This window comes from Synechococcus sp. 1G10, from assembly GCF_002252625.1.
Lineage (GTDB): Bacteria > Cyanobacteriota > Cyanobacteriia > PCC-6307 > Cyanobiaceae > Regnicoccus_A.
This window is the reverse complement of the sequence record NZ_NQKW01000019.1, coordinates 42581-62899: the sequence shown is the minus strand read 5'-3', so window position 1 is coordinate 62899 and position 20319 is coordinate 42581. Positions and strand designations below refer to the sequence as shown.

Below are 20319 nucleotides of genomic sequence, written 5' to 3'. Positions count from 1 at the left end.
GGAGGTTTCGGGCACAAGGAGGGAGCACTCCCACCGACCAAAACCCATGGGTGCGGCTCAGGCCAGAGCGCCTGTGACACACTTTGAATCAGCCCTGCCCCGGCACGTGAAGCTTGCCACTGTGGCCACGTTCTCCTTTGCCGCTATTGCTGACTGGGCCCAGGATTCATTGGCGATAGGTTGTGAAGTGATCTCTGATGGGCTGGCCTGCTTCCGCGCCGTGACAGAAGTCGGTTGCCTCCATCAACCTGTGGTCGTAAAGGGTCGCCATCCCAATGAACTACCAGAATTCCGTTGGATCAACACGGTACTCAGCAACTTGAAAACCAGCTTCAGCGGCAGCTTCCATGCCCTGCGCTTTGAGAAGTACGCCAACCGTTACCTGGGCGCATTCAGCTACCGCTTCAATCGGCGGTTCAATCTGGCAGCACTGACCGAGCGTGTGGCTCATGCCATATGCAGTTGCACCGCACGGCCGGAACGACTCCTGAGGAGTGCGGAGTTTGCTACCTAATCAAGTCAGCTGAAGAGCCTCGACTGGTGTAGGAGCTAGGCGAGGGCTACGGCACGAGTTGCGCACAGGCTCGATCGAGCGGGTGAGTCCCTTACTCACCCCCCGATCCCAGGATTGGTCGTTCATCGGTTGACCATGATCCATGCTGTTGGTCGGCCACCTAGTCATTGCCCCGGCGTCGGGATGTCGTTTGGCATGGCGGGGTTCGCTTGCGGCCACAGGACTGGCAGGCTGGTGGAAAGCGGATCCTTTTCCCATGGCTTGTGGTCTTGGCGTGGCGAAGCTGGTGTCGCTGGCGATTGTGCTGTGCCTGCCGCTTGCTGCAACTGCCCAGCCCCAGGCCCAGGGTCAGCCCCTGACGGCGCTGCTGGAGCATGCCAAGGCACGCCTGCTCTACGTGTATGACGGCATCCGGCACGTGGAGGTGCCCCTGGCTGATGGCCGGGCGGTGATCGGCCTCAGCTGCGAGCGCAACAGCTGGACGTTGTTCAAGGTGGAACGCGCCGGTCGGCAGATGTACAGCTTCAGTTCCGACCCAGCCTGGGGTTACCTGCCTGCCGGGCCGATCAGCAGCAGCGGCTTTTGCCGCGATCCTGTGCGCACTGCGGAGTGAGCCACTGGTATGACTCTTCCATCCAGGACAGATTGTCGCCATGAGCAGTGATCTTTCGCTTCGCGCGCTTGAACGCAAGGATCTGCGCTTTGTTCATCGCCTGAACAATAATCGACAAATCATGTCCTACTGGTTCGAAGAGCCCTATGAATCTTTTGATGAACTTGAAGAGCTCTACAACAGACATATTCACGATAACGCCGAGCGTCGATTCATTGCTGAAGACACCCAGCAGCAGCTTGTCGGACTGGTTGAGCTCATTGAGATCGATTACATCCACCGCCGGGCTGAATTCCAGATTATCATTGACCCTGTTCATCAAGGGAAGGGCTTTGCCAGGGATCTCATCGGCAGAGCGCTGGACTATGCTTTCAGCATCATGAACCTCCACAAGGTCTATCTCCTGGTTGCCATCGAGAACCAAAGAGCGATTCGCCTTTATGAAAGCTGTGGCTTTACCGAAGAGGGCTATTTCGTCAAGGAGTTCTTCAGTGGTGGCCGCTACCAGGATGTGAGGAGGATGTATATCCTCCAGGACATTTATTTTGAGAGGCTTCGGCAACGCTGCCTGATGCAGCCACAGGGTGAGTGTCTGCGGCATTCACCCGAGCCAACGGCTTGAGCCGTTTCAGGTTTCTGCTCTCCGGCGGCCATGCCAAGGGTTGCATCGCCATCCCATGGGCCTTTCCCCATGGCTGAACTCCTGCCCCTCTCGCCTGCCTCACACTCACATCCTGCAAAAGCTCCCCGCCAGCGGCGATCATGCCTCCTCACCCCCCGTATTTCCCTTATCCCTCCGAGGCGGCTAACACGATCTACAACCTGTTGTTCTGCGACGACGCCTCAGCCTTCCTGGCACGTTCAGGTGAGGAGCCAGCACCGTGGCAAGCCACTCTGGCGTCGGCTCTGCCGGATCTCCAGGCGCTTCGGACCCTGGCGGCTGATGAGAGCCAGGACGGGCGGATCCGGTACCTGGCCTATCAGAAATTGCGCCATCTCGGTGAGTCAGTGTCTTCCAGACAACTGTTCGGCGTGATCATCGAAGTCCCTCTTGCTGGAGGCCTGGATACGCTGGCGGCTTATTCCGATGGAGGCGTTCGCTACGTCAATCAGAGCGGCAGGATATCGGTGCTCGACGACGCTCCAGCGATGGCGCGCCTGGTTCAGGGCCTCTTCGCGATGTCCCAACCTGTCGTCAACGCCATCGGTCCCTGGAAGGAGGCAAGGCGGGCGCCACCGGAACGCGACAACATCCGCCTGACCTTCCTTGTCTCCGATGGTCTGTACTTTGGCGAAGGTCCGATGAACGTCATGCAGCGAGAACCGATGGCCGCACCCATCATTCTACGGGCGACAGAACTCCTGCAGGCCGTTGTCGCCATCGGGGCGAGGTGACGCCTGACTCTGGGCCGGCCCCTCACTCCACCCGACTCATTCCACCCGGAAAGTCACACCCATCACGGCGGTGATGTCTTTCTCAATCGTGGTGGTGTCATAGGAGCCGTAGCTGCTCATCTCGGTGGAATTGGGCACGGTGATCTGGAACGAGCCGGTGTCGGCCTGGGTGATCACGCCGATGCGGGAGCCGGCCTGGCGCGCGATCTCGCGGGCGCGTTGCCGGGCATCGCGGGTGGCTTTGGCGAGCATGTCCACCCGCTTTTCGGAGAGCCTGGTGTAGGCCGGATCGTTGATGGTGAGCGGCACCCCCTGGCCCACGAGCTCACCGATCTGCTGGGCCACCGCGGCCACCTTCTCCACCTCAGGGCTGCTGATGCGGATCTGCTGGCGGGTGGTGAAGGTGGTGGATTGCAGCACACCGGTGCGTGAGTCGCGCACGTCTGACTTTTCGGACTTGATCGGGTTGCGGCTGATGGCATCTGCGGCGATGCCCTGCTGCCGCAGGAAGGCGATGGTGCGCTGTACCTCCGGCTGCAGCTCCTGATAGGAGGCCTGCAGGGTCGGTGCGCTCCGGGCCACTTCCACGGTCCAGTCCACGAAGTCGCTGGTGATGCGCTCGGTGCTGGAACCGGTCACGGTGATGGTGTCGTTGCCGCGGCGGATCCCCTTCACAAGCACACTGCTGGCCACCACCAGACCCGTGGCCAGTACCGCCATGGCGAAAACCAGCGGTGGCGTGCGGCGCAGGGTGTTCACGAGCGGGGAGAGTGGACCCATGGCCCTTGGGGTGGCTGAGCTTGTTGTGCAGTCTGAAGCCCCGAAGGATCACGTCTTCGCGTTTTTTGCAGCCGCCTGCGTTCAGCAGGCAGTTCGTTGACGAGTTGGTCACTCTCGTGGACATGGAGCTGGCGCCTTTGAGTGCGCTCATGGAGTCGAGGTGAAGTGTCCTGTCCATTGATTCCAACCGAGCCTCTTATTGGCGCGGCTGAGTTCAGACGTCAGATGATGGGAGCATGGGTTTTCTGTCAATCCAGCATCCTTGCCCTACGCAGCCATGTCAAAAGTCATCCAAGCTGGTTTCGCGTATTGCGTCATCGTTCTGGGCGCCGGGTTCCTGCTCGGCCTGTTCAGGGTCCCCCTCGTTGTCCCGCGCATCGGTGAACGATGGGCGGAACTTGCGGAGATGCCGATCATGGCTGTGGTCATTTACTTGGCAGCTGGGCACATTCTTCGCCGCTTTCCTGAAATCTGCTCACCGATCCGCACGCTGATCACTGGCGGCCTGGCCCTGGTCCTCGTCATTGCAGCAGAGTTGACCCTCGCCATGATCCTTCAGGAACGGTCCATCGCGCAGTACATCAGCAGCCGAGATCAAGTCTCAGGCTCGGTCTACATGGCTATGCTCCTCGTCTTCGCTGCCATGCCAAGGCTTCGTCTTCCCAGGCATCAGGCCTTCGCCAGACAGGAGCACCTGGCCTGATCCATTGCGACGATGAACCATCGAGAACCACCCCGGTCGCACCTGGCCATGGCCGTGGGCATCGCCGCGCTTGTCGCACCAGCGTTGCACTTTCTCGACAGCGCAACTCTGGCTCAACTACGTCGCCTTCCTGCCGATGCCCTGGTTGCTTCTCGGTCTCTACGCCGTGTATGAACCGCGGCAGAACCTGCTTGGCCTCATCGGTGCAGGTCTCTATGGAGTTGCTTTCACCTACTTCGCCCATACAACTCTGTATGCCATCGCTGAGGGAATTCCCACCTACGAGGCCTTGTGGTCTCGTCTGGGCACCTTGTACACGCTCCACGGTGCCGTCATGGTGATCGGAGGCTTCCTGTTCGTCTGGTCGGCACTGCTTGCGGGCTGGCGGCCCCGGTGGGCCCTGCTGCTCTTTGCATCGGGTCTCTCCCTGAATCTGCTGCTGGCGCTCATTCCCTCTCCAGACATCCTTCAGACGATCGGTAGTGCGCTCCGAAACAGTGGGCTTATGGCTTTGGGAGGTGCAATCCTGTTTCAGCGGCGGCCAGGCGCTGACTGACCCTTCCATCCAGACGACGTGACCCGCAAGTCCGGACCCGTCTTGCCGTCAGCACGTTCTTCGGACACCAGACAGTGATCGTCCCAGGGCTCCCACCTGAGCCCCGGTAACCTGTAACGTCGCCCGGGCTTCGCCCATGGCTGCATTCAGGCCCCTCCCTGCCCTGGTCCTGGTGGGCGGCCTTGTCCTGGTGCTGATGACAGCGCTGCACGTCTGGAACTCACCCGCCCGGCGGCTGGAGCGGCTGCAGCAGGAGGTGGCCCAGAAGGGCGGCCGCGTGTTCCAGACCACCCTCAACGGCGAGGAGCTGGCGTTTCTGCTGCAGGATTGCAAGCTATACAAGCTTGAGGTCACCCGCCGCAGTCTCCGCAGGGAGCTGGTGCTCAAGCCCGACTTCTATCCCCTTGCTTTCTGCTTCGAGCAGAGCATCGAGCGCAAGGGAGACACTCTGGAGGTGTATCTGCTGATGCAGGCCCTGGGGGCCGGCGGCGGCAACCAGGGTGGGGGAACTTACCGCAGTACCGATGGCCGCCAGTGGCAGTGACATGACATCCCTCCTGATCGACATTGTCGTGATCTTCACGATGTCGGCCGTGGCGGTGGTGCTTTGTCACCGCTTCAGCATTCCCAGTTCGATCGGCCTGCTGGTGGCTGGTGTTCTGGCCGGACCGGATCTGTTCCGGCTGGTGCAGAACGTGCACGAGATCGAACTGCTGGCCGAGATCGGCGTTGTTCTGCTGCTGTTTGTGATCGGGCTGGAGATCTCCCTGGCTGATGTGGCGCGTCTGAGACGTCACTTTCTGATCGGCGGATCCTTGCAATTCTTTGGAACTGCAGCCCTCGTGGGGGCGATCTGCACGGGGCTGGGGCTCTCACCCGGCCAGGGGGTTTATGTGGGATTCGTGGTGGCGCTCTCCAGCACGGCCATCGTGTTGCGCATGCTGCAGGAGCGTGCCGAGTTGGAAACACCGCATGGGCGCACCACTCTGGCGATCCTGATCTATCAGGACGTGGGTGTAGTACCCGTGATGCTGATGGCTCCCCTGCTCGCGGGGGTCGGGGCTTCGTCGGGAGCAGGGGCGATCTCAGCCTTGCTGGGGAGGATTGCCCTTGTGGCCCTCGTGGCTTGGCTGGCCTGGCGCTGGATCGTGCCCTGGCTGCTGGAGCGCATCACCCGCACCCGCAGTTCGGAAGCATTTCTTCTCGGTGTGTTCAGCCTTTGCGTCGGCATCGCGGTGATGACCCAGTCGCTGGGATTGTCCCTGGCGCTGGGTGCCTTTCTGGCCGGTTTCATTCTCTCGGAGTCCGAGTATTCCCATCAGGCGGTGGCGGTGATGCTGCCATTTCGCGATGTGTTGATGAGCCTGTTCTTCGTGTCGATCGGCATGCTGCTCGACATCCAGTTCATGCTCTCCCACCCGCTTGATCTGCTGCTCCTCACACTGGGGGTGGTGCTGGTCAAACCCCTGGTGGCCGCTGGTTCGGCTCTGGTGGTGGGCCTGCCCCTGGGCGGCTCGGTGCTCACCGGCCTGGCGCTCGCCCAGGTGGGTGAATTCTCCCTGGTGGCCACCAAGGCGGGAGTGAGCACAGGCCTGCTCGGGCCCGACATCTTCCAGGCCGTGCTCGATGTGGCCGTGCTCAGCATGATGCTCACCCCAGCGCTGGTGGCCGGTGGTCCAAGGCTGGCCGCCTGGGTGGCCACCACCCCTCTACGGCGGCTGGAGCGCCGACGCCTGGTGCCAGTCAGCTCAGGCAGCAACGATGGCCTCAGCGGCCACATCCTGATCGTGGGCTTCGGCGTCACCGGTGCCAACCTGGCTCGCACGGCCCGGCGCTGCGACATCCCCTATGCCGTGCTGGATGTGAACGCCGCGATCGTGCGCGACGCCCTAAGCGCTGGCGAGCCGATTCATTACGGCGATGCCAGCCAGGAGCCGATCCTGAGTCTGGTGCATGCCGATCAGGCCCGCGCCATCGTGGTGGTGATCGATGATCCAGCAGGTGCCCGGCGCATCGTGGAACTGGCGCGCCGCTTTGCTCCTGACGCCTTCATCCTTGTGCGCAGCCGCTATCTGCGCGAGGTGGAAACCCTGCTGACCCTGGGAGGCGACGAGGTGATCGCCGATGAACTAGAGGTGTCGATCGAGGTGTTCTCCCGCGTGCTGGCGCGGATGCTCGTGCCCCGAGACGACATCAAGCGACTGATCGGTGAGGTGCGCGGCGACTGGCGCCAGATGGCCCGCAGCCTCTCCCCGGAGTCAACGGTGGTGAGCGACCTGCGCGTGGCCGTCCCCCACCTCACCACCCACTCCCTCCGTCTGGGCCAACAGTCACCGCTGGTGGGCCACACCATCGCCAGCTGCGGCCTTCGAGCCGACCACAATGTCACGATTCTGGCGATCACCCGCGCCGGAGAACCCATCACCCATCCCCACGGCCACACCAGCCTGCTCGCGGGCGACATCCTTTTCGTGATCGGTCCAGAGGCGTGGGATCCAGCCAGCGTGCGCTGAAGAAGCGACACACGGGATCAACTCATTGAATGGAGCCCGATCGGATTCCCCTCGGTGTCGAGCACCACGGAGATGAAACCGAATTCGCCGATGGCCATTTTCGGGCGGCACACCTGGCCGCCAGCCGGCACCACGCGCCCTTCTTCCACGGCGCAGTTGTCGCAGCTGAAGTAAACCATCGTTCCGCCCTTGCCGGGCTCGCAGCCGGCCATGCGCATCAGCGCGCCACCGGCGCCCATCTGTTTGTCGTCCATCGGAAAGCACCAGTAGTCCATCTCCTCGTTCGACATATCCTCGAATTCCACCCTGAAAACCGCGGCGTAAAACGCCTTGGCACGTTCGATGTCGTGCACATTCAGCTCGAACCAGGTGACGGGATTGATCGACATCGCTCGTCTGGCCAGGTGCAGGACCAGCCTAAGCGGAGTTTTGAGACCCTTTGGTCCCAGCTGTTGTCCACTCTCCCGCTGGGCCGGGCTCACCAGGGCGCTGGCGGACTGTTTGTCAGCATGAGTCGGCTTCTGGTGGCACATGGCATCCGATGAACATCGACGGCAAGGCCTGGCGCACAATCTGGCTGGAGGAGGGTGGCCGCTCGGTGGGGGTGATTGATCAGACCCAGCTCCCCCACCGCTTCTGCACACGCTCGCTCGCCACGCTTGATCAGGCCGCCGAAGCGATTTCCACCATGGTGGTGCGCGGCGCTCCCCTGATCGGAGTCACCGGCGCCTACGGGCTGAAGCTTGCCCTGCAGGCGGATCCAGGCGATGCCTCGCTAGCTGCCGCCTTTGAGCAGCTCAATGCCACCCGCCCCACCGCCATCAACCTGCGCTGGGCGCTGGAGCGGGTACGCGATCGGGTGGCGCCGCTGCCGCCGGCCGAGCGGGCCGCTGCCGCTGCGCTGGAGGCAGCCGCCATCGCCGATGCCGATGTGGCCATGTGCGAGGCGATCGGCGATCACGGTCTGGCGCTCTTCCAGCAGCTGGCGGCAGCGCGGCCTCCCGAGCGGCAGCAGGAGCCTTTAAGAGTGCTCACCCACTGCAACGCCGGCTGGCTGGCCACCGTCGACTGGGGCACTGCCCTTGCACCGATCTACAAGGCCCACAGGGCCGGCCTGGCCATCCATGTGTGGGTCGATGAAACGCGCCCCCGCAACCAGGGCGCCAACCTCACGGCCTTCGAGCTCGGCCGCGAGGGGGTGCCCCACACCGTGATTGTCGACAACGCCGGCGGCCACCTGATGCAGCACGGCCTCGTGGATGCGGTGATCGTGGGCACCGACCGCACCACCCGGACGGGTGATGTGTGCAACAAGATCGGCACCTATCTCAAGGCCCTCGCCGCCTTCGATAACGGCGTGCCCTTCTACGTGGCCCTGCCTGCCTCCACCATCGACTGGAGCCTCGCCGATGGCGTGGCCGAGATCCCGATCGAGGCCCGCTCCTCCGAGGAGGTGACCCACATCCAGGGGCTGTCCTCTGCCGGAGCCTCCGCAGGTGAGCTCGTCACGGTCCAGCTCCCGCCTCAGGGCAGCGAGGGCTTCAACCCCGCCTTCGATGTCACCCCGGCACGGCTGGTGACGGCCCTGATCACCGAGCGGGGCGTGGGCCCGGCCAGCGAGAAAGGGCTGCGAGAGCTCTACGGCGAGGTTGTCCCCCCACCCACCACATCCGTTCCGAGCGGGGTGCCAGCTCAGGCGGCCATGGGTCTGGAGGCCGATCGATAGGGTTTAGGCGCATTTGTTCAGGCCCACCAACCCTTCCTCGCCGCGCAGGGCTTCAGGTACAGCTGTTAGTCGCGGTCGTTGGCGCCGCCCCAGGTTGTGAGCGCCTGAAGGCCGCCGGCTGAGCCAGGGCGCAACGCTATGCCCTCAGAGCCACTTACGACGTTTGAAATACCCCACCAGGACCAACCCGATCAGCAGCATCACGGCCAGGGTGGCGTGGTATCCGAGCGGCCACTTCAGCTCCGGCATGTTCTCGAAGTTCATGCCGTAGACACCGGCGATGAATGTGAGCGGAATGAAGATCGATGACATGATCGTTAGGGTCTTCATCACCTCGTTCATCCGGTTGCTGATGCTGGAGAGGTAGGTGTCGTGCATGCTGCCGAGAATGTCGCGGTAGGTTTCCACCATGTCGATCACCTGGATGCTGTGATCGTAGAGATCGCGCCAGAACACCTTCGTGGCGGGCCGAAGAACCGTTGATTCACTCTTCTCGATCGCTCCCAGCACTTCTCGGCACGGCCAGGCGGCCTTGCGCAGGCCCAGGATGCCGCGCTTGAGATGGTGAATCTCATTCATGTCGCCTTTCTGCGGGTCTTCCAGGATCCGGTCGTCGATCTCTTCAATGCGATCGCCAACGCGCTCGATCGCCAGGAAGTAATGATCCACGATCGTATCCATGAGGGCAAACGCGAGATAGTCGGCCTTCATCAGGCGCACCCGCCCCTTGGCGGCGCGCAAGCGCTCCCGCACGGAATCGAACACGTCCCCCTCGTCCTCCAGGAAGGTGAGCAGATAGTTGTTGCCGAGAATCATGCTCACGTGTTCGGTGGCGATCGTCTGGCTTGCCTCGCTGAACTCCATCATCTTGAGCACGATGAAGAGATAGTCAGGGAAATCTTCGAGCTTGGGGCGTTGTGCCGTGTTCACGAGATCTTCCAGCGTCATTGGATGCAGGCCGAAGTGCTCCCCGATCGCCTGGATCACGCCGATGTCGTGAACGCCGTTCACGTTGATCCAGACCACGCTGCTCTCATCGATGTTGAGGTCGAAGCAGTCCTGCAGCCCGACATCCGGGAGTTCTCTCACCGCCTCGGCGTTGAAGTCGAAGATCTCGATCCGCGGTCTGGCGAGCTTCTGCTCGCCGATGAACACCATCGTGCCAGGGGCCATCCCGGCCTTCCCGGAGGCTTGCCTGATCGCCTTCGCGATGCTCTCGCCTCGCACTTTGCGCTTCTGAGCTCCCACTTGGTTCGAACGTTTTCGCGAGGAACCGGGCATGGCGTGTTCTCCGGGTTCAGCTTTCATTCGATACCACCAGCTTGCCGATGGTGGATCCGGTTTCGAGCTGGGCGTGGGCCCGCCTCAGGTTGGCGGCATCGATCGGCCTGAGCACGGAGGTCAGTGTGCTGCGCAGCTTGCCGCTGTCCGCCAGCGTGGCGATGGCCTCCAGGATCGTGCCCTGCTCCGCCAGATCGGGCGTCCCGTAGAGCGAGCGGGTGAACATGAATTCCCAGGCGAAGCGCACGCTCTTGTTCTTCAGTTGGTCGAGATTCACGGGCTGGTTGCAGCTCACCAGTGCCGTGATCGCCCCCTGCGGCCGGATCACCTCGGCCATGGCGTCCCAGTAGGCAGCGGTGTCGTGGAGGTTGGCGATCGCATCCACCTGCGGCAGGCCAAGCTCTGCCAGCTGCGGCGGCAGCGCGGCGTTGTGGTCGATCACGAAGTCGGCCCCAAGTTCGCGCACCCAGGCCTGACTCTCGGGTCGCGAGGCGGTGGCGATCACGGTGAGGCCGGCCTGCCTGGCCAGCTGGATGGCGATCGAGCCCACCCCACCGGCTCCGCCGATCAGCAGCAGTGAGCGGCCAGCGTCGCCGCCGTCGGGATCCAGCCCCAGCCGCTCGAACAGCGCCTCCCAGGCCGCCAGGCCCGTGAGCGGCAGGGCTGCCGCCTCGGTGAAGGAGAAGGAGCGCGGCTTGCGGCCCGTGATCCGCTCGTCGACCAGCGTGAATTCGGAATTGGTGCCGGGCCGGTTCAGGGCTCCGGCGAAGATCACCGCATCACCGGCCCGGAAGCGGCGCACCGCCGGACCCACGGCCTCCACAACGCCGGCGGCATCCCAGCCGAGCACGCGCGGTTCAGGGTTGCCGCCGGCGGGCAGTGACGCCCGCACCTTGGTGTCGATCGGGTTCACGCTCACCGCCGCCACCCGCACGAGCAGGTCGTGCTCGCCGGGCACCGGCAGCGGCAGTTCCAGATCGATCAGGCAGGCGGGATCGTTGCTGGGCAGGGATCGGATGGCGGCGACGGCTCTCATCGGCTCAGCTCGAAGGCCTCCGGGCCTGACGGCGCGAAGTTGACGCTACGCCCCCCGCCCCGGCCGGCGGCGGCAGCCTCCGTAACCTCTTGGTCGCCCTCCACCGCTTGCCATGTCCGTGCTCGATCGCTGGTCGGACGCCGAGGCCGCGGCGGCGGTGACGCGCTACGCCGCCGAGGGCGTGGGGGAGGATCTGGCCCTGCGCACCTATTCGGCCCGGCTGCTCGGCGCCGACCCTGCCCTGGTGCTGCATGGCGGCGGCAATACGTCCGTCAAGACCACCGTCACGGGCCTCCTGGGCGAGACGATCCCAGTGCTGTGCGTGAAGGGTTCCGGCTGGGATCTGGCCACGATCGAGCCCCCCGGCCACCCGGCGGTGCGCCTCGAGCCGCTGCAGGCCCTGCGGGTCCTGCCGGCCCTCAGCGACGAGGAGATGGTGGCGGCCCAGCGCTGCAACCTGATCGATCCGGCGGCCCCCAACCCTTCGGTGGAGGCTCTCCTGCATGCCTTCCTGCCCCACAGGTTCGTTGACCACACCCATTCGATCGCCCTGCTGGCTCTGGCCGATCAGCCGGACGCCGCCGAGCTGTGTCAGGCGGTGTATGGCGAGCGGGTGGCGCTGGTGCCGTATGTGATGCCTGGCTTCGATCTGGCCCTGGCCGCGGCCAGCGCCTACGAGCAGGCCGCAGACCGGGCCCGCTCCGCTGGTGTGGAGCTGGAGGGGATGGTGCTGCTCAAGCACGGCCTCTTCTCCTTCGGCGCCACTGCGAAGCAGAGCTACCAGCGGATGATTGCGCTGGTGAGGCAGGCCGAGCAGCGCATCGAGCAGGCGCGGGGCGCCGGGGGCTTCAGCCTGCCGCCGTCCGTGCCGGAGCCCGCGGGTGGCGCGGCGGCTGTGCTGCCGCTGCTGCGCGGGGGGCTCAGCCGGGCCGCCGAGGCGGAGGGGGCACCAGGCCGCTGGCTGCTGGCGCTGCGTGACACGCCGCTCACCCGCGCCGTGACCGACGATCCCCGTCTCAGTGACTGGGCCAGCCGTGGTGTCGCGACCCCCGACCACGTGATCCGCACCAAGGCCCGGCCGCTGGTGCTGCCGGCCGGGCTCGGGGCTGGCGCGGGGGCCGCGATCGAGGCGGCGCTCGCGGCCTATGGGGCCGACTACAGCAGCTATTTCGCGCGCCAGAACGCCCGCGCCGGAGGCCAGAAGAAACCGCTCGATCCGCTGCCGCGACTGGTGGCGATCCCCGGCCTGGGGCTCGTCGGCATCGGCAGATCGGCCGCTGAAGCGGCCGTGGTGGCCGACGTGGCCGAAGCCTGGGCGCAGACCCTGCTGGCTGCCGAGGCCGTCGGCCGTTTCGAGCCGGTGAACGAGGCCGACACCTTCGACATGGAGTACTGGAGCCTGGAGCAGGCCAAGCTCGGCAAGGCAGCCGAGAAGCCCCTGGCCCGCCAGGTGGTGCTGGTGACCGGCGGGGCCGGCGCCATCGGCGAGGCCACCGCACGCGCCTTCGCCCAGCGCGGCGCCGATGTGGCGGTGCTGGATCGCCAGGGGGAGCAGGCGGAGGCGGTGGCCGCCGCCTGCGGGCGCCGCGCCCTGGGTCTGGCCTGTGATCTCACCGATCCCCAGGCGGTGCGTCAGGCGCTGGCGGCGGTCGCGGCCCACTTCGGTGGCCTCGACATCGTGGTCAGCAATGCCGGTGCGGCCTGGAGTGGTGCCATCGCCGAGCTCAGCGACGCCGACCTGCGCGCCAGCTTCGAGCTCAACCTCTTCGCCCACCAGAGTGTCGCCCAGGCGGCGATGGCCATCTTCCGAGCCCAGGGCATGGGTGGTCAGCTGCTCTTCAACGTCAGCAAGCAGGCGCTCAACCCCGGCCCCGGCTTCGGCGCCTACGGCATCGCCAAAGCGGCCCTGCTGGCCCTGATGCGCCAGTACGCCCTCGAGGGTGGCAACGAAGGGGTGCGCGCCAATGCCATCAATGCCGATCGCATCCGCTCCGGCCTGCTTGATGAGGCCATGATCCAGGAGCGGTCGGCCGCCAGGGGCGTCAGCGAGGAGGCCTACATGGCCGGCAACCTGCTGGGCGAAGAGGTGCGGGCCAGTGATGTGGCCGAGGCCTTCGTGGCCCTGGCCCTGCTGCAGCGCACCACCGGCGCGGTGCTCACAGTTGATGGGGGCAACGTGGCGGCGATGGTGCGCTGAGGGCCTCAGCTGGCGCTTCGGGAGCCGGCCATCAGCCCCAGCCCTAGGCCGACCCAGATCAGCACCAGGACCAGGCAGAGCCCGGTCCAGGCCGGCAGGCCCCAGCTGCTCACCGCCAGCGGCGCCACCACGGTGATCAAGCCGCCGGCCACGAACGGTTGCAGCAGCAGTTGCTTGATCGAAAAAGGCTGCAAAGCCTCGCTCTGATCCAGAGGATCAGCCATGCGCAGCAGCAGCAGGCCGCTGGCCGCCACTCCGGTGGCCTGGCCGAATTCGAGGATCCCCCGCTCGAACCAGGCCGAGGGCAGGATCCGCGGACCCAGCAGCAGCACGACCCCCAGATTCCAGGCCAGCCCTGCCACGGCCAGCGTCGTCAGTGACTTCCAGTCGTGGGCCAGCAGGGACAGATCCAGGCAGGCCGTTGCCGCCGCGATCAGCAGATCAGCCGACACAGTTGCCAGGCGGTTCTGCACCCGGGTCGAAACCCAGTGGTCCTTGCCGAAACGCTCCAGCAGCCAGCGCACCAGCAGCGATCCCACCAGGGCCAGGGGAAACACCGGGAACACATCGACCACCAGCGCCAGTCCACCGCCCACGTGGTCGGAGACGAGGCGAAGGGCAGCCAGAGCCACCACGCCGATCGCCACGGCGATCCCCGTCAGGGCCAGGTTCACGGCCAGGGCCGAAAATCTCAGCTCCGGTGGTGGTGGCAGCGGCAACATGGCCTGGGCTGGCGCGATGTTCCCCTGATCGGAGCTTGCACCGGGTTCTGCTTCGGGGGGGGGCGCCACCCCTGAGGCGATCGTGGAGCCCCCCATCAGCCAGCCCCGGCTGCGGGCCAGCAGCACCACCAGTCCCCCCACCACCGTGGAGATGAGCAACCCCACCGTGGCCATGGCCAGACCCAGGGCCTCACCGCCTTCGAAGCCCAGGCTGGCGTAACTGGCGCCCATCGCGGCAGCCGAGCCGTGCCCACCCTCGTAGGCCACTTCGATCAGGCAGGCCATGAGGGGATGGACTCCCAGCCATGGCTGGAGCACCAGCAGCACCACCAGGCCTCCCACCATGTACTGGCCGAAGGCAAGAGTGAGGGCCAGCAGCACCTGGGCTGACAGCGGCCGCCAGAGCCCGGCCAGCCTGGGCAGGGGCTTGGCGAGCAGCAGCGTGCCGAACACCAGGGTGAGCAGCACCATCGGCAGCTGCTCCCAGATTTCGATCACGGGTTGGCTGAGCAGGGGCACCAGTCCCGCCGGTGCCACCAGCAGGCCCAGCACGCCGGCCAGGAGAGCTTCCGGGATGCCCCAGTGGCGCAGCCCGAGCACGTGGCCCAGGCTGCGGCCCACCACCAGCACCAGGCCCAGAGCCACCAGCGCCACGGCTGGGGTCTCGACGGCTTCCACCAGAATTCTGATGCTGACGGGTAAGAAGGGCATCAGAGGGCGAGGTGTTTCCGGAAGAAGGCTTCCGTTGACTCCAACACCTCAATCTGCACGGCGCCGCTGCGGAATCCATGCCCTTCAGCGGCAAATCGATGCAGCTCCACCGGAATCCCGTTGGCGGAGAGCGCCGCGACGATCCTCTCGGTCTGCTCCGGGGGCACCACCTGGTCCTGGAGTCCCTGAAAGAAGATCACCGGGCAGCGGATCCGATCGGCATGGCTTAAGGGTGAGCGAGCCTCATATGTGGACCGCTCCGCTGGCCATGGTCCCACCAGACCATCGAGGTAGCGGGCCTCGAAGCGGTGGCTGCTGCTGGCCAGGCCGGCGAGGTCGGCCACGGCGTAGCGGCAGGCACCCACACGGAACACATCGCTGAAGCAGAGGGCGGCCAGCACGGTGAACCCGCCGGCGCTCCCCCCCTCGATCGCGATCCGCTCTGGGCTGGCCCGGCCCGCCGCCACCAGGGCGCGGGCCGCCGCGTCGCAGTCGGCCACATCCACCACACCCCAGAGCCCATCGAGCCGTTCGCGATACGCCCGCCCGAAACCCGTGGAGCCGCCGTAGTTCACATCCACCACGCCCCAGCCCCGGCTGGTCCAGTACTGGATCGCTGGGTTGAGGCCGGTGTGGGCCATGCCCGTGGGTCCGCTGTGACCCTTCACCAGCAGCGGCGCGTTGGCGTTTCCCCCCCTCTGGGGCGGGTGATACCAGGCATGGGTGGGGCGGCCGCCGTAGCCATCGAACCAGAGCGCCTCAGCCGGGCTGCCGCTCACCGCTGCCTGGCCCGGCGCCGCCGGCTGGTGCCTCCAGCGGTAGCTGTTCAGATCCAGGCTGAGCAGGCCGGCCTCGGTGCTGCCGTTGGCGGCCACTGCCACCAGCTGGCCGTTCTCGGCCCAGAGCGCCTCAAGATCATCGAATGGACAGGGGATCGGCTCCCAGCGCGCCAGGGCCCCATCCTTCGAGCCGCCTGGAACTGGGTCATTGAGCAGCACGCGGCCCAGCTGCCAGCGGCCCTGCACGCAGGCGGCAGCCACCAGCTGCTGGCCATCCCAGGCAGTGGTGCGCATCCCATACACCCACTGGGGCATGGCGAACTCCGCTTCCATCGGCAACAGCCGCTGCCATGGCCCCGAGCCGTCGGCCTCCAGCCGCTCCAGGTTCCACCAGCCATACCGGTCGTTGGCCACCACCAGATCCCCGTTCGGCAGCCAGAGGGGCTGGAAGACCGAACAGGCCACCGGCTGCCCTGGTGCGCCTGAGCCGGCGATCAGACGAGCAGGGCCCAGTCCTCCCCCGGGCTCCACGTCCGCCAGCCATAACTGGCTGCGGTCCCAGGGCATGTGCGGCTGCTGCCATTCCACCCAGGCCAGCTGGGAGCCATCGGAGCTGAGCGCGGCATAGCCGCAGAAGTCGAGGGCCTGGCGCAGCAGCTGCGGTTCACCCCCCTCCAGCGGCACGGCCACCAGCTGATCGAGCCCACCGGCCTCCATCACTCCGATCCAGCGCCTCCGCCGTCCATCGATCAGCCCATCGGCAAAGGCCCGCTCCCCCGGCTCGGTGAGCCGCCTGGGCGCCCCTTGCGGCTGGTCGGTCTCCAGCCGCCAGAGGCAGCGATCGCGATCGTTCACCACCACCACCAGTTCGCCCGTGTCAGGCCCAGCGGGCCCCCGGTCCACGGCCACCACCCCGCCGCCGTACTCATGGACGCGGCTGCGCAGGTTCCACTCGCCGGGGGTGAGCTCGATGGCCTCAGCTTCCGGCGAGGGCCTCAGCATCAAGGTGGTTCGTCCCTGCTCGGTGGGGCGTTGCTCCAGCCAGAACAGCCGGCCTCGGTGTAACTGGGGCTCCTTGATCCGTGGTGTGCGACCCACCACAGCCCTTGCCGGCAGGGGGCGGCCCGGGTTGGCGCCTGAACCCTGGCTTGAACCGTGCCCCACCAGCGGCTCCTACAATCACACCATCGTTTCAGGTGACGCTTTGGCCAGCAGCTTCGCCAAAATGGCCCGCCAGGCGGAGCAGACCAGCCGCACGGTCCAGGTTCCCAAGCAGGTGCTGGACGCCCCACCGCTGACGATCCACAAACTTGGTGATCAGGTTTTGCGCCAACCCGCAAAGCGCATCAGCAAGGTGGATGAAGCGGTGCGCGAGCTGGCCCGCGACATGCTGCGCAGCATGTACAGCGCCCACGGCATCGGCCTGGCCGCTCCTCAGGTGGGCGTCCACAAACAACTGCTGGTGATCGACCTCGATCCGGAGAATGCGGCCACGCCGCCGATGGTGCTGGTGAACCCGGAAATCAACACCACCAGCGCAGCGCTCACTACCTATGAGGAAGGCTGTCTGAGCATCCCCGGTGTGTACCTCTCTGTGGTGCGTCCGAGCGAGGCGGAGGTGAGTTATCGCGATGAGCAGGGCCGTCCTCGCCGCATCAAGGCCGATGGCCTGCTCGCCCGCTGCATCCTGCACGAGATGGACCACCTCAAAGGTGTGCTTTTCGTCGATCTGGTCAGCGATGAGCTCAGCCTCAACGAGGAGCTCAAGGATCACGGGTTCCACCGTGATGATGTCCACTCCCAGCGCTGATCCCCCATGCCGATGCAACCCCTCGCCGGGGTCTTTCTCGGACTGGCCTGCCTGCTTGGCATCGCCGCCACCGGTTCCGTTTTCGAGCTTTCCTACGGCGACCCGGACCTGGGCGTACTCACCACACGGCTGATCCTGGCGGCCTGCCTGCCGGGCACGGTGATCAGCCTGCTGGTCGCAATTCGTCTCAACAAGGCCAGCTGATCCCCCCTGGCGCCGCTGGATCTCACTTCTACGATCGGGCTCACCTTGCCTCGTCCGCCGATGCGCGTCGCACCATTGCCGCTCCTCCTGCGATCGCTCAGCGCGCTGGTGCCGACCCTGCCGGTATTGCTGGGCCTCGCGGCTGTTGGACCCGTTGCGGCCCAGGGGGCTCTCTTCAGTGCCCGTGATCTGGATCAGTCGAAGTTCGTGCTGGTGGCGGCACCGATCGGTGATGGTGTGCGCGCCCAGCTGAACATCTACGAGCAGGTGAGCGATCGCCGCCCCTGTTTTTCCACCAGCGGCTCGTTCCCGGCCCGGGTGGAGCCCCTGCTGGGCAGCTTTGATTTCACCGGAATCTGCTCCCGCTACATGGATGCCAACGGCTACTCCCTGCGGGTGGGTGGCAGCGATCTGGCCACTGTGTACAGGCTGAGCGTGGTGCGGCAGGGCAGCGACAACATCCTGCTGGCGGCACCGGGCCGCAACCAGGCGGGTCCCGAGGTGGTGGTGGCCCGCACCCAGGGTCACAGCGATGGCTTTCTGCAGTTCGTTCCCGAACCGGGCTGGAAGCTCATGCGCCGCCACTACGGCAACCGCGCACTCGGCCACGTCTACATCTACCGAGACACCTGGCCCGGCCAGGAGACCTCCTTACCCGAGGCTCAGGCCCCAGCCCTCACCACTCCCTCCAGCCAGGCTCCCGCAACCATTCCGCCTGTCGTTGGTGCTTCAGCAACCAATCCTCCTGCTTCCGTCGCGCCTGGGGCCCCTGTGACCCCGGTTGCCCCTTCACCGATGCCCATCCCCAGCATCAAGGCCCAGCCGTGATTGGGACCCGCTGAGCCGATTGCTACATTGACGTTCAACTTGCCCCACTGCGTGGTTCATGACCCAGGTCACCGTCGGCGAAAACGAAGGCATCGAATCGGCCCTGCGCCGCTTCAAGCGGCAGGTGTCCAAAGCCGGCATCTTCGCCGACCTCAAGCGCCTGCGTCACCATGAGACACCCACCGAGAAGTACAAGCGCAAGGCCCAGCAGCGCCGTCGTCGTCGCTGATCACCTTCAAACGGTGCTCGGCAAGAGCTGAATCAGTCCCGAAAGCTGATCAGTTCCGAATCTTCCTCTGACCGTGTGCTCTCATTTGCACTCGGCTTCAGCCCTTCCAGCCGTTGTCAGCGACGAGTCGTTGCCGATCTGGTCGAACGATCGGTACGACAGCGCTTCGCCCAGGTGCTGAGCGCTCACTGCCTGGGTGTCCTCCAGATCCGCCAAGGTGAGGGCCACCCGCAGCAGGCGTTCTCCAGCCCGTGCACTCAGACCCCGACGGGTGATCGCCTGCTGCCATAGCTGCAGGGACCCTTCACCGAGCTGCACCACGCTCCTGAGGCATCTGCCCGTCAATTGGCCATTGGCCCTGCCATCAGGATTGCGACGGACCATCCTCTGTCGTGCTTTCAGTACCCGCGCTGCCACCACAGCAGAGTTCTCGGGCCGCTTCCCCCTCCCGGCCGCCCGCTCTGCCTCCAAGCCGTAGCTGCGTGTCAGGGCGGCGGGCTCCAGCCTGCCCATCACCACCTGCAGATCGAGGCGATCGAGCAGAGGGCCTGAGAGCCGTGACCAGTAGCGCCGCTGCTGAGCCTCGCCGCAGACACAGGTCCGCTCAGGATCGCCGAACCAGCCGCAGGGACAGGGGTTGGTGGCTGCCACCAGGGTTGCGCGGCAGGGGAAGCGGCTCTGCTGCCTTGAGCGGCTTATCCACACCTCTCCCTCCTCCAGGGGTTGGCGCAGCTGCTCGAGCACCTCGCGGCGAAACTCCGCCAGTTCATCGAGGAAGAGCACGCCGTGGTGGGCCAGCGACAGCTCCCCCGGTCTTGGCATGGCGCCGCCGCCCACCAGGGCCGTGGCCGTGCAGCTGTGGTGGGGCGCGCGGAAGGGCCTTGAGCCCATCAGGGCGCCACCCTCAGGCAGCAGTCCTGCCACCGAATAGAGCTGGGTGAGCTCGAGAGCCTCCTGGCGTGGCAGGGGCGGCAGCAGACCCGCCAGGCGTCGAGCCAGCATCGTTTTGCCGCTGCCCGGTGGACCCACCAGCAGCAGGTGGTGGCCACCGGCCGCGGCGATCTCCAGGGCCCGCCGGCCGTGGGCCTGACCGATCACCTCGGCGAGGTCTGGTTGGCCTGAGGCCGGCTGGGCCAGGGCGGGCACCGGGACCGGTATGCCCCGTGGATCGGCCAGCCAGCCCATCAGCTGCGCCAGATCATTCGCCGGCCACACCGCCAGCTCCGTCACCAGCGCCGCCTCGCCGCCATTGGCCTTGGGCACCACCAGGGCCCTAGCCCCGCCACGCCTGGCGGCCAGGGCCAGGGCCATCACCCCTCGCACGGGCCGCAGGCTGCCGTCGAGACCCAGCTCTCCGGCGCTCCAGATCCCCTTCATTCGCTCGGGCGGAAGCTGGCCAGAGGCCAGCAGCAGCCCCAGGGCGATCGGCAGATCGAAAGCCGGCCCCTCCTTGCGCAGATCCGCCGGGGCCAGGCTCACGATCACCCGGGTGAGGGGCACGCGAAAGCCGCTGTTGCGCAGGGCGGCTCGCACCCGCTCACGGGCGTCGCGCACAGTCGCTTCCGCCAGACCAACGATCTGGAGCCCGGGCAGACCTGGGGCGATGTCCACCTCCACCGCAACCTCTCGGCCTTCCAGTCCCTGGAGGGCGGCGCTGCTGCAGCGTGCCAACATCGGCATTGGGGCATCGGACACCCAGTGAGTGCCCTGCCTGTCTCATCC

General features: G+C 65.9%; 21 protein-coding genes. 14 read left to right on the top strand and 7 right to left on the bottom strand.

Translation table 11 applies throughout. The features are described 5' to 3' along the window. Positions 1-46: 46 nt before the first annotated feature. From CJZ82_RS13855 to CJZ82_RS13840, 4 genes are all read left to right on the top strand, one after another. Positions 47-514, top strand: a complete 468-nt coding sequence (locus CJZ82_RS13855; protein ID WP_255380939.1) for a transposase — start codon at positions 47-49, stop codon at positions 512-514. 256 nt (positions 515-770) lie between these two features. Beyond that, complete coding sequence (locus CJZ82_RS13850; RefSeq protein WP_094556350.1) at positions 771-1127, top strand: hypothetical protein; 357 nt, start codon at positions 771-773, stop codon at positions 1125-1127. 40 nt (positions 1128-1167) lie between these two features. Next, positions 1168-1749: a spermidine N1-acetyltransferase gene (speG, locus tag CJZ82_RS13845; protein ID WP_094556349.1), complete on the top strand. Its 582-nt coding sequence runs from the start codon at positions 1168-1170 to the stop codon at positions 1747-1749. A gap of 140 nt (positions 1750-1889) precedes the next feature. Then, the gene (locus CJZ82_RS13840) at positions 1890-2522 is read left to right on the top strand and encodes a hypothetical protein (RefSeq protein WP_094556348.1); all 633 of its coding nucleotides are present in this window, start codon (positions 1890-1892) and stop codon (positions 2520-2522) included. Positions 2523-2558: 36 nt separating this feature from the next. Here CJZ82_RS13840 and CJZ82_RS13835 read toward each other — a convergent pair whose 3' ends face one another. Beyond that, positions 2559-3302 carry an SIMPL domain-containing protein gene (locus tag CJZ82_RS13835; protein ID WP_094556347.1) on the bottom strand — a complete coding sequence of 248 codons (744 nt, stop codon included), beginning with the start codon at positions 3300-3302 and terminating at the stop codon, positions 2559-2561. Positions 3303-3579: 277 nt separating this feature from the next. On the opposite strand from CJZ82_RS13835, the gene CJZ82_RS13830 reads away from it, so the two are divergent. From CJZ82_RS13830 to CJZ82_RS13815, 4 genes are all read left to right on the top strand, one after another. Continuing rightward, positions 3580-4005 carry a hypothetical protein gene (locus CJZ82_RS13830; RefSeq protein ID WP_094556346.1) on the top strand — a complete coding sequence of 142 codons (426 nt, stop codon included), beginning with the start codon at positions 3580-3582 and terminating at the stop codon, positions 4003-4005. 136 nt (positions 4006-4141) lie between these two features. Next, positions 4142-4561, top strand: a complete 420-nt coding sequence (locus CJZ82_RS13825) for a hypothetical protein (protein ID WP_198949782.1) — start codon at positions 4142-4144, stop codon at positions 4559-4561. Positions 4562-4697: 136 nt separating this feature from the next. Beyond that, a complete protein-coding gene (locus CJZ82_RS13820; protein ID WP_094556344.1) occupies positions 4698-5105 on the top strand; it encodes a hypothetical protein in 408 nt (135 codons plus the stop codon). Then, a complete protein-coding gene (locus CJZ82_RS13815; protein WP_094556343.1) occupies positions 5086-7074 on the top strand; it encodes a monovalent cation:proton antiporter family protein in 1989 nt (662 codons plus the stop codon). Before CJZ82_RS13820 ends, CJZ82_RS13815 begins: the two co-directional genes overlap by 20 nt. Positions 7075-7091: 17 nt before the next feature. Here CJZ82_RS13815 and CJZ82_RS13810 read toward each other — a convergent pair whose 3' ends face one another. After that, a complete protein-coding gene (locus tag CJZ82_RS13810; RefSeq protein ID WP_094556358.1) occupies positions 7092-7463 on the bottom strand; it encodes a VOC family protein in 372 nt (123 codons plus the stop codon). A 152-nt stretch (positions 7464-7615) separates the two neighbouring features. On the opposite strand from CJZ82_RS13810, the gene mtnA reads away from it, so the two are divergent. Then, positions 7616-8800 (top strand): S-methyl-5-thioribose-1-phosphate isomerase, encoded by a 1185-nt coding sequence (mtnA, locus tag CJZ82_RS13805; protein ID WP_094556342.1) that lies wholly within the window; start codon positions 7616-7618, stop codon positions 8798-8800. Positions 8801-8944: 144 nt separating this feature from the next. Here mtnA and corA read toward each other — a convergent pair whose 3' ends face one another. After that, positions 8945-10081 carry a magnesium/cobalt transporter CorA gene (gene corA / locus CJZ82_RS13800; protein ID WP_094556341.1) on the bottom strand — a complete coding sequence of 379 codons (1137 nt, stop codon included), beginning with the start codon at positions 10079-10081 and terminating at the stop codon, positions 8945-8947. A gap of 16 nt (positions 10082-10097) precedes the next feature. Further along, complete coding sequence (locus CJZ82_RS13795; RefSeq protein WP_094556340.1) at positions 10098-11117, bottom strand: zinc-binding alcohol dehydrogenase family protein; 1020 nt, start codon at positions 11115-11117, stop codon at positions 10098-10100. Positions 11118-11229: 112 nt separating this feature from the next. Here CJZ82_RS13795 and CJZ82_RS13790 point away from each other — a divergent pair, with 112 nt between their 5' ends. Next, entirely contained in the window at positions 11230-13314 is a 2085-nt protein-coding gene (locus CJZ82_RS13790; protein WP_094556339.1) for a bifunctional aldolase/short-chain dehydrogenase, read from the top strand. Positions 13315-13319: 5 nt separating this feature from the next. Here CJZ82_RS13790 and CJZ82_RS13785 read toward each other — a convergent pair whose 3' ends face one another. Both CJZ82_RS13785 and CJZ82_RS13780 read right to left on the bottom strand, forming a co-directional pair. Continuing rightward, positions 13320-14747 (bottom strand): sodium/glutamate symporter, encoded by a 1428-nt coding sequence (locus CJZ82_RS13785; protein ID WP_094556338.1) that lies wholly within the window; start codon positions 14745-14747, stop codon positions 13320-13322. Then, on the bottom strand, positions 14747-16627 hold the full coding sequence (locus CJZ82_RS13780) for a prolyl oligopeptidase family serine peptidase (protein ID WP_094556337.1): 1881 nt from the start codon (positions 16625-16627) through the stop codon (positions 14747-14749). Before CJZ82_RS13780 ends, CJZ82_RS13785 begins: the two co-directional genes overlap by 1 nt. A 103-nt stretch (positions 16628-16730) precedes the next feature. Between CJZ82_RS13780 and def the strand changes: the two genes are divergently transcribed. Genes def through rpsU form a run of 4 tightly spaced genes read left to right on the top strand, consistent with a single transcriptional unit; the run spans position 16731 to position 18597 of the window. After that, positions 16731-17336 (top strand): peptide deformylase, encoded by a 606-nt coding sequence (gene def / locus CJZ82_RS13775; RefSeq protein WP_094556357.1) that lies wholly within the window; start codon positions 16731-16733, stop codon positions 17334-17336. A 6-nt stretch (positions 17337-17342) separates the two neighbouring features. Continuing rightward, positions 17343-17540: a hypothetical protein gene (locus CJZ82_RS13770; RefSeq protein WP_094556336.1), complete on the top strand. Its 198-nt coding sequence runs from the start codon at positions 17343-17345 to the stop codon at positions 17538-17540. 60 nt (positions 17541-17600) lie between these two features. Further along, positions 17601-18368 (top strand): DUF3747 domain-containing protein, encoded by a 768-nt coding sequence (locus CJZ82_RS13765; protein ID WP_094556335.1) that lies wholly within the window; start codon positions 17601-17603, stop codon positions 18366-18368. Between the two features lie 58 nt (positions 18369-18426). Further along, positions 18427-18597, top strand: coding sequence for a 30S ribosomal protein S21 (gene rpsU / locus CJZ82_RS13760; RefSeq protein ID WP_006172073.1), 171 nt, complete (start codon positions 18427-18429; stop codon positions 18595-18597). Between the two features lie 81 nt (positions 18598-18678). Here rpsU and CJZ82_RS13755 read toward each other — a convergent pair whose 3' ends face one another. Then, positions 18679-20271: a YifB family Mg chelatase-like AAA ATPase gene (locus CJZ82_RS13755; protein ID WP_094556356.1), complete on the bottom strand. Its 1593-nt coding sequence runs from the start codon at positions 20269-20271 to the stop codon at positions 18679-18681. Positions 20272-20319: the final 48 nt, after the last annotated feature.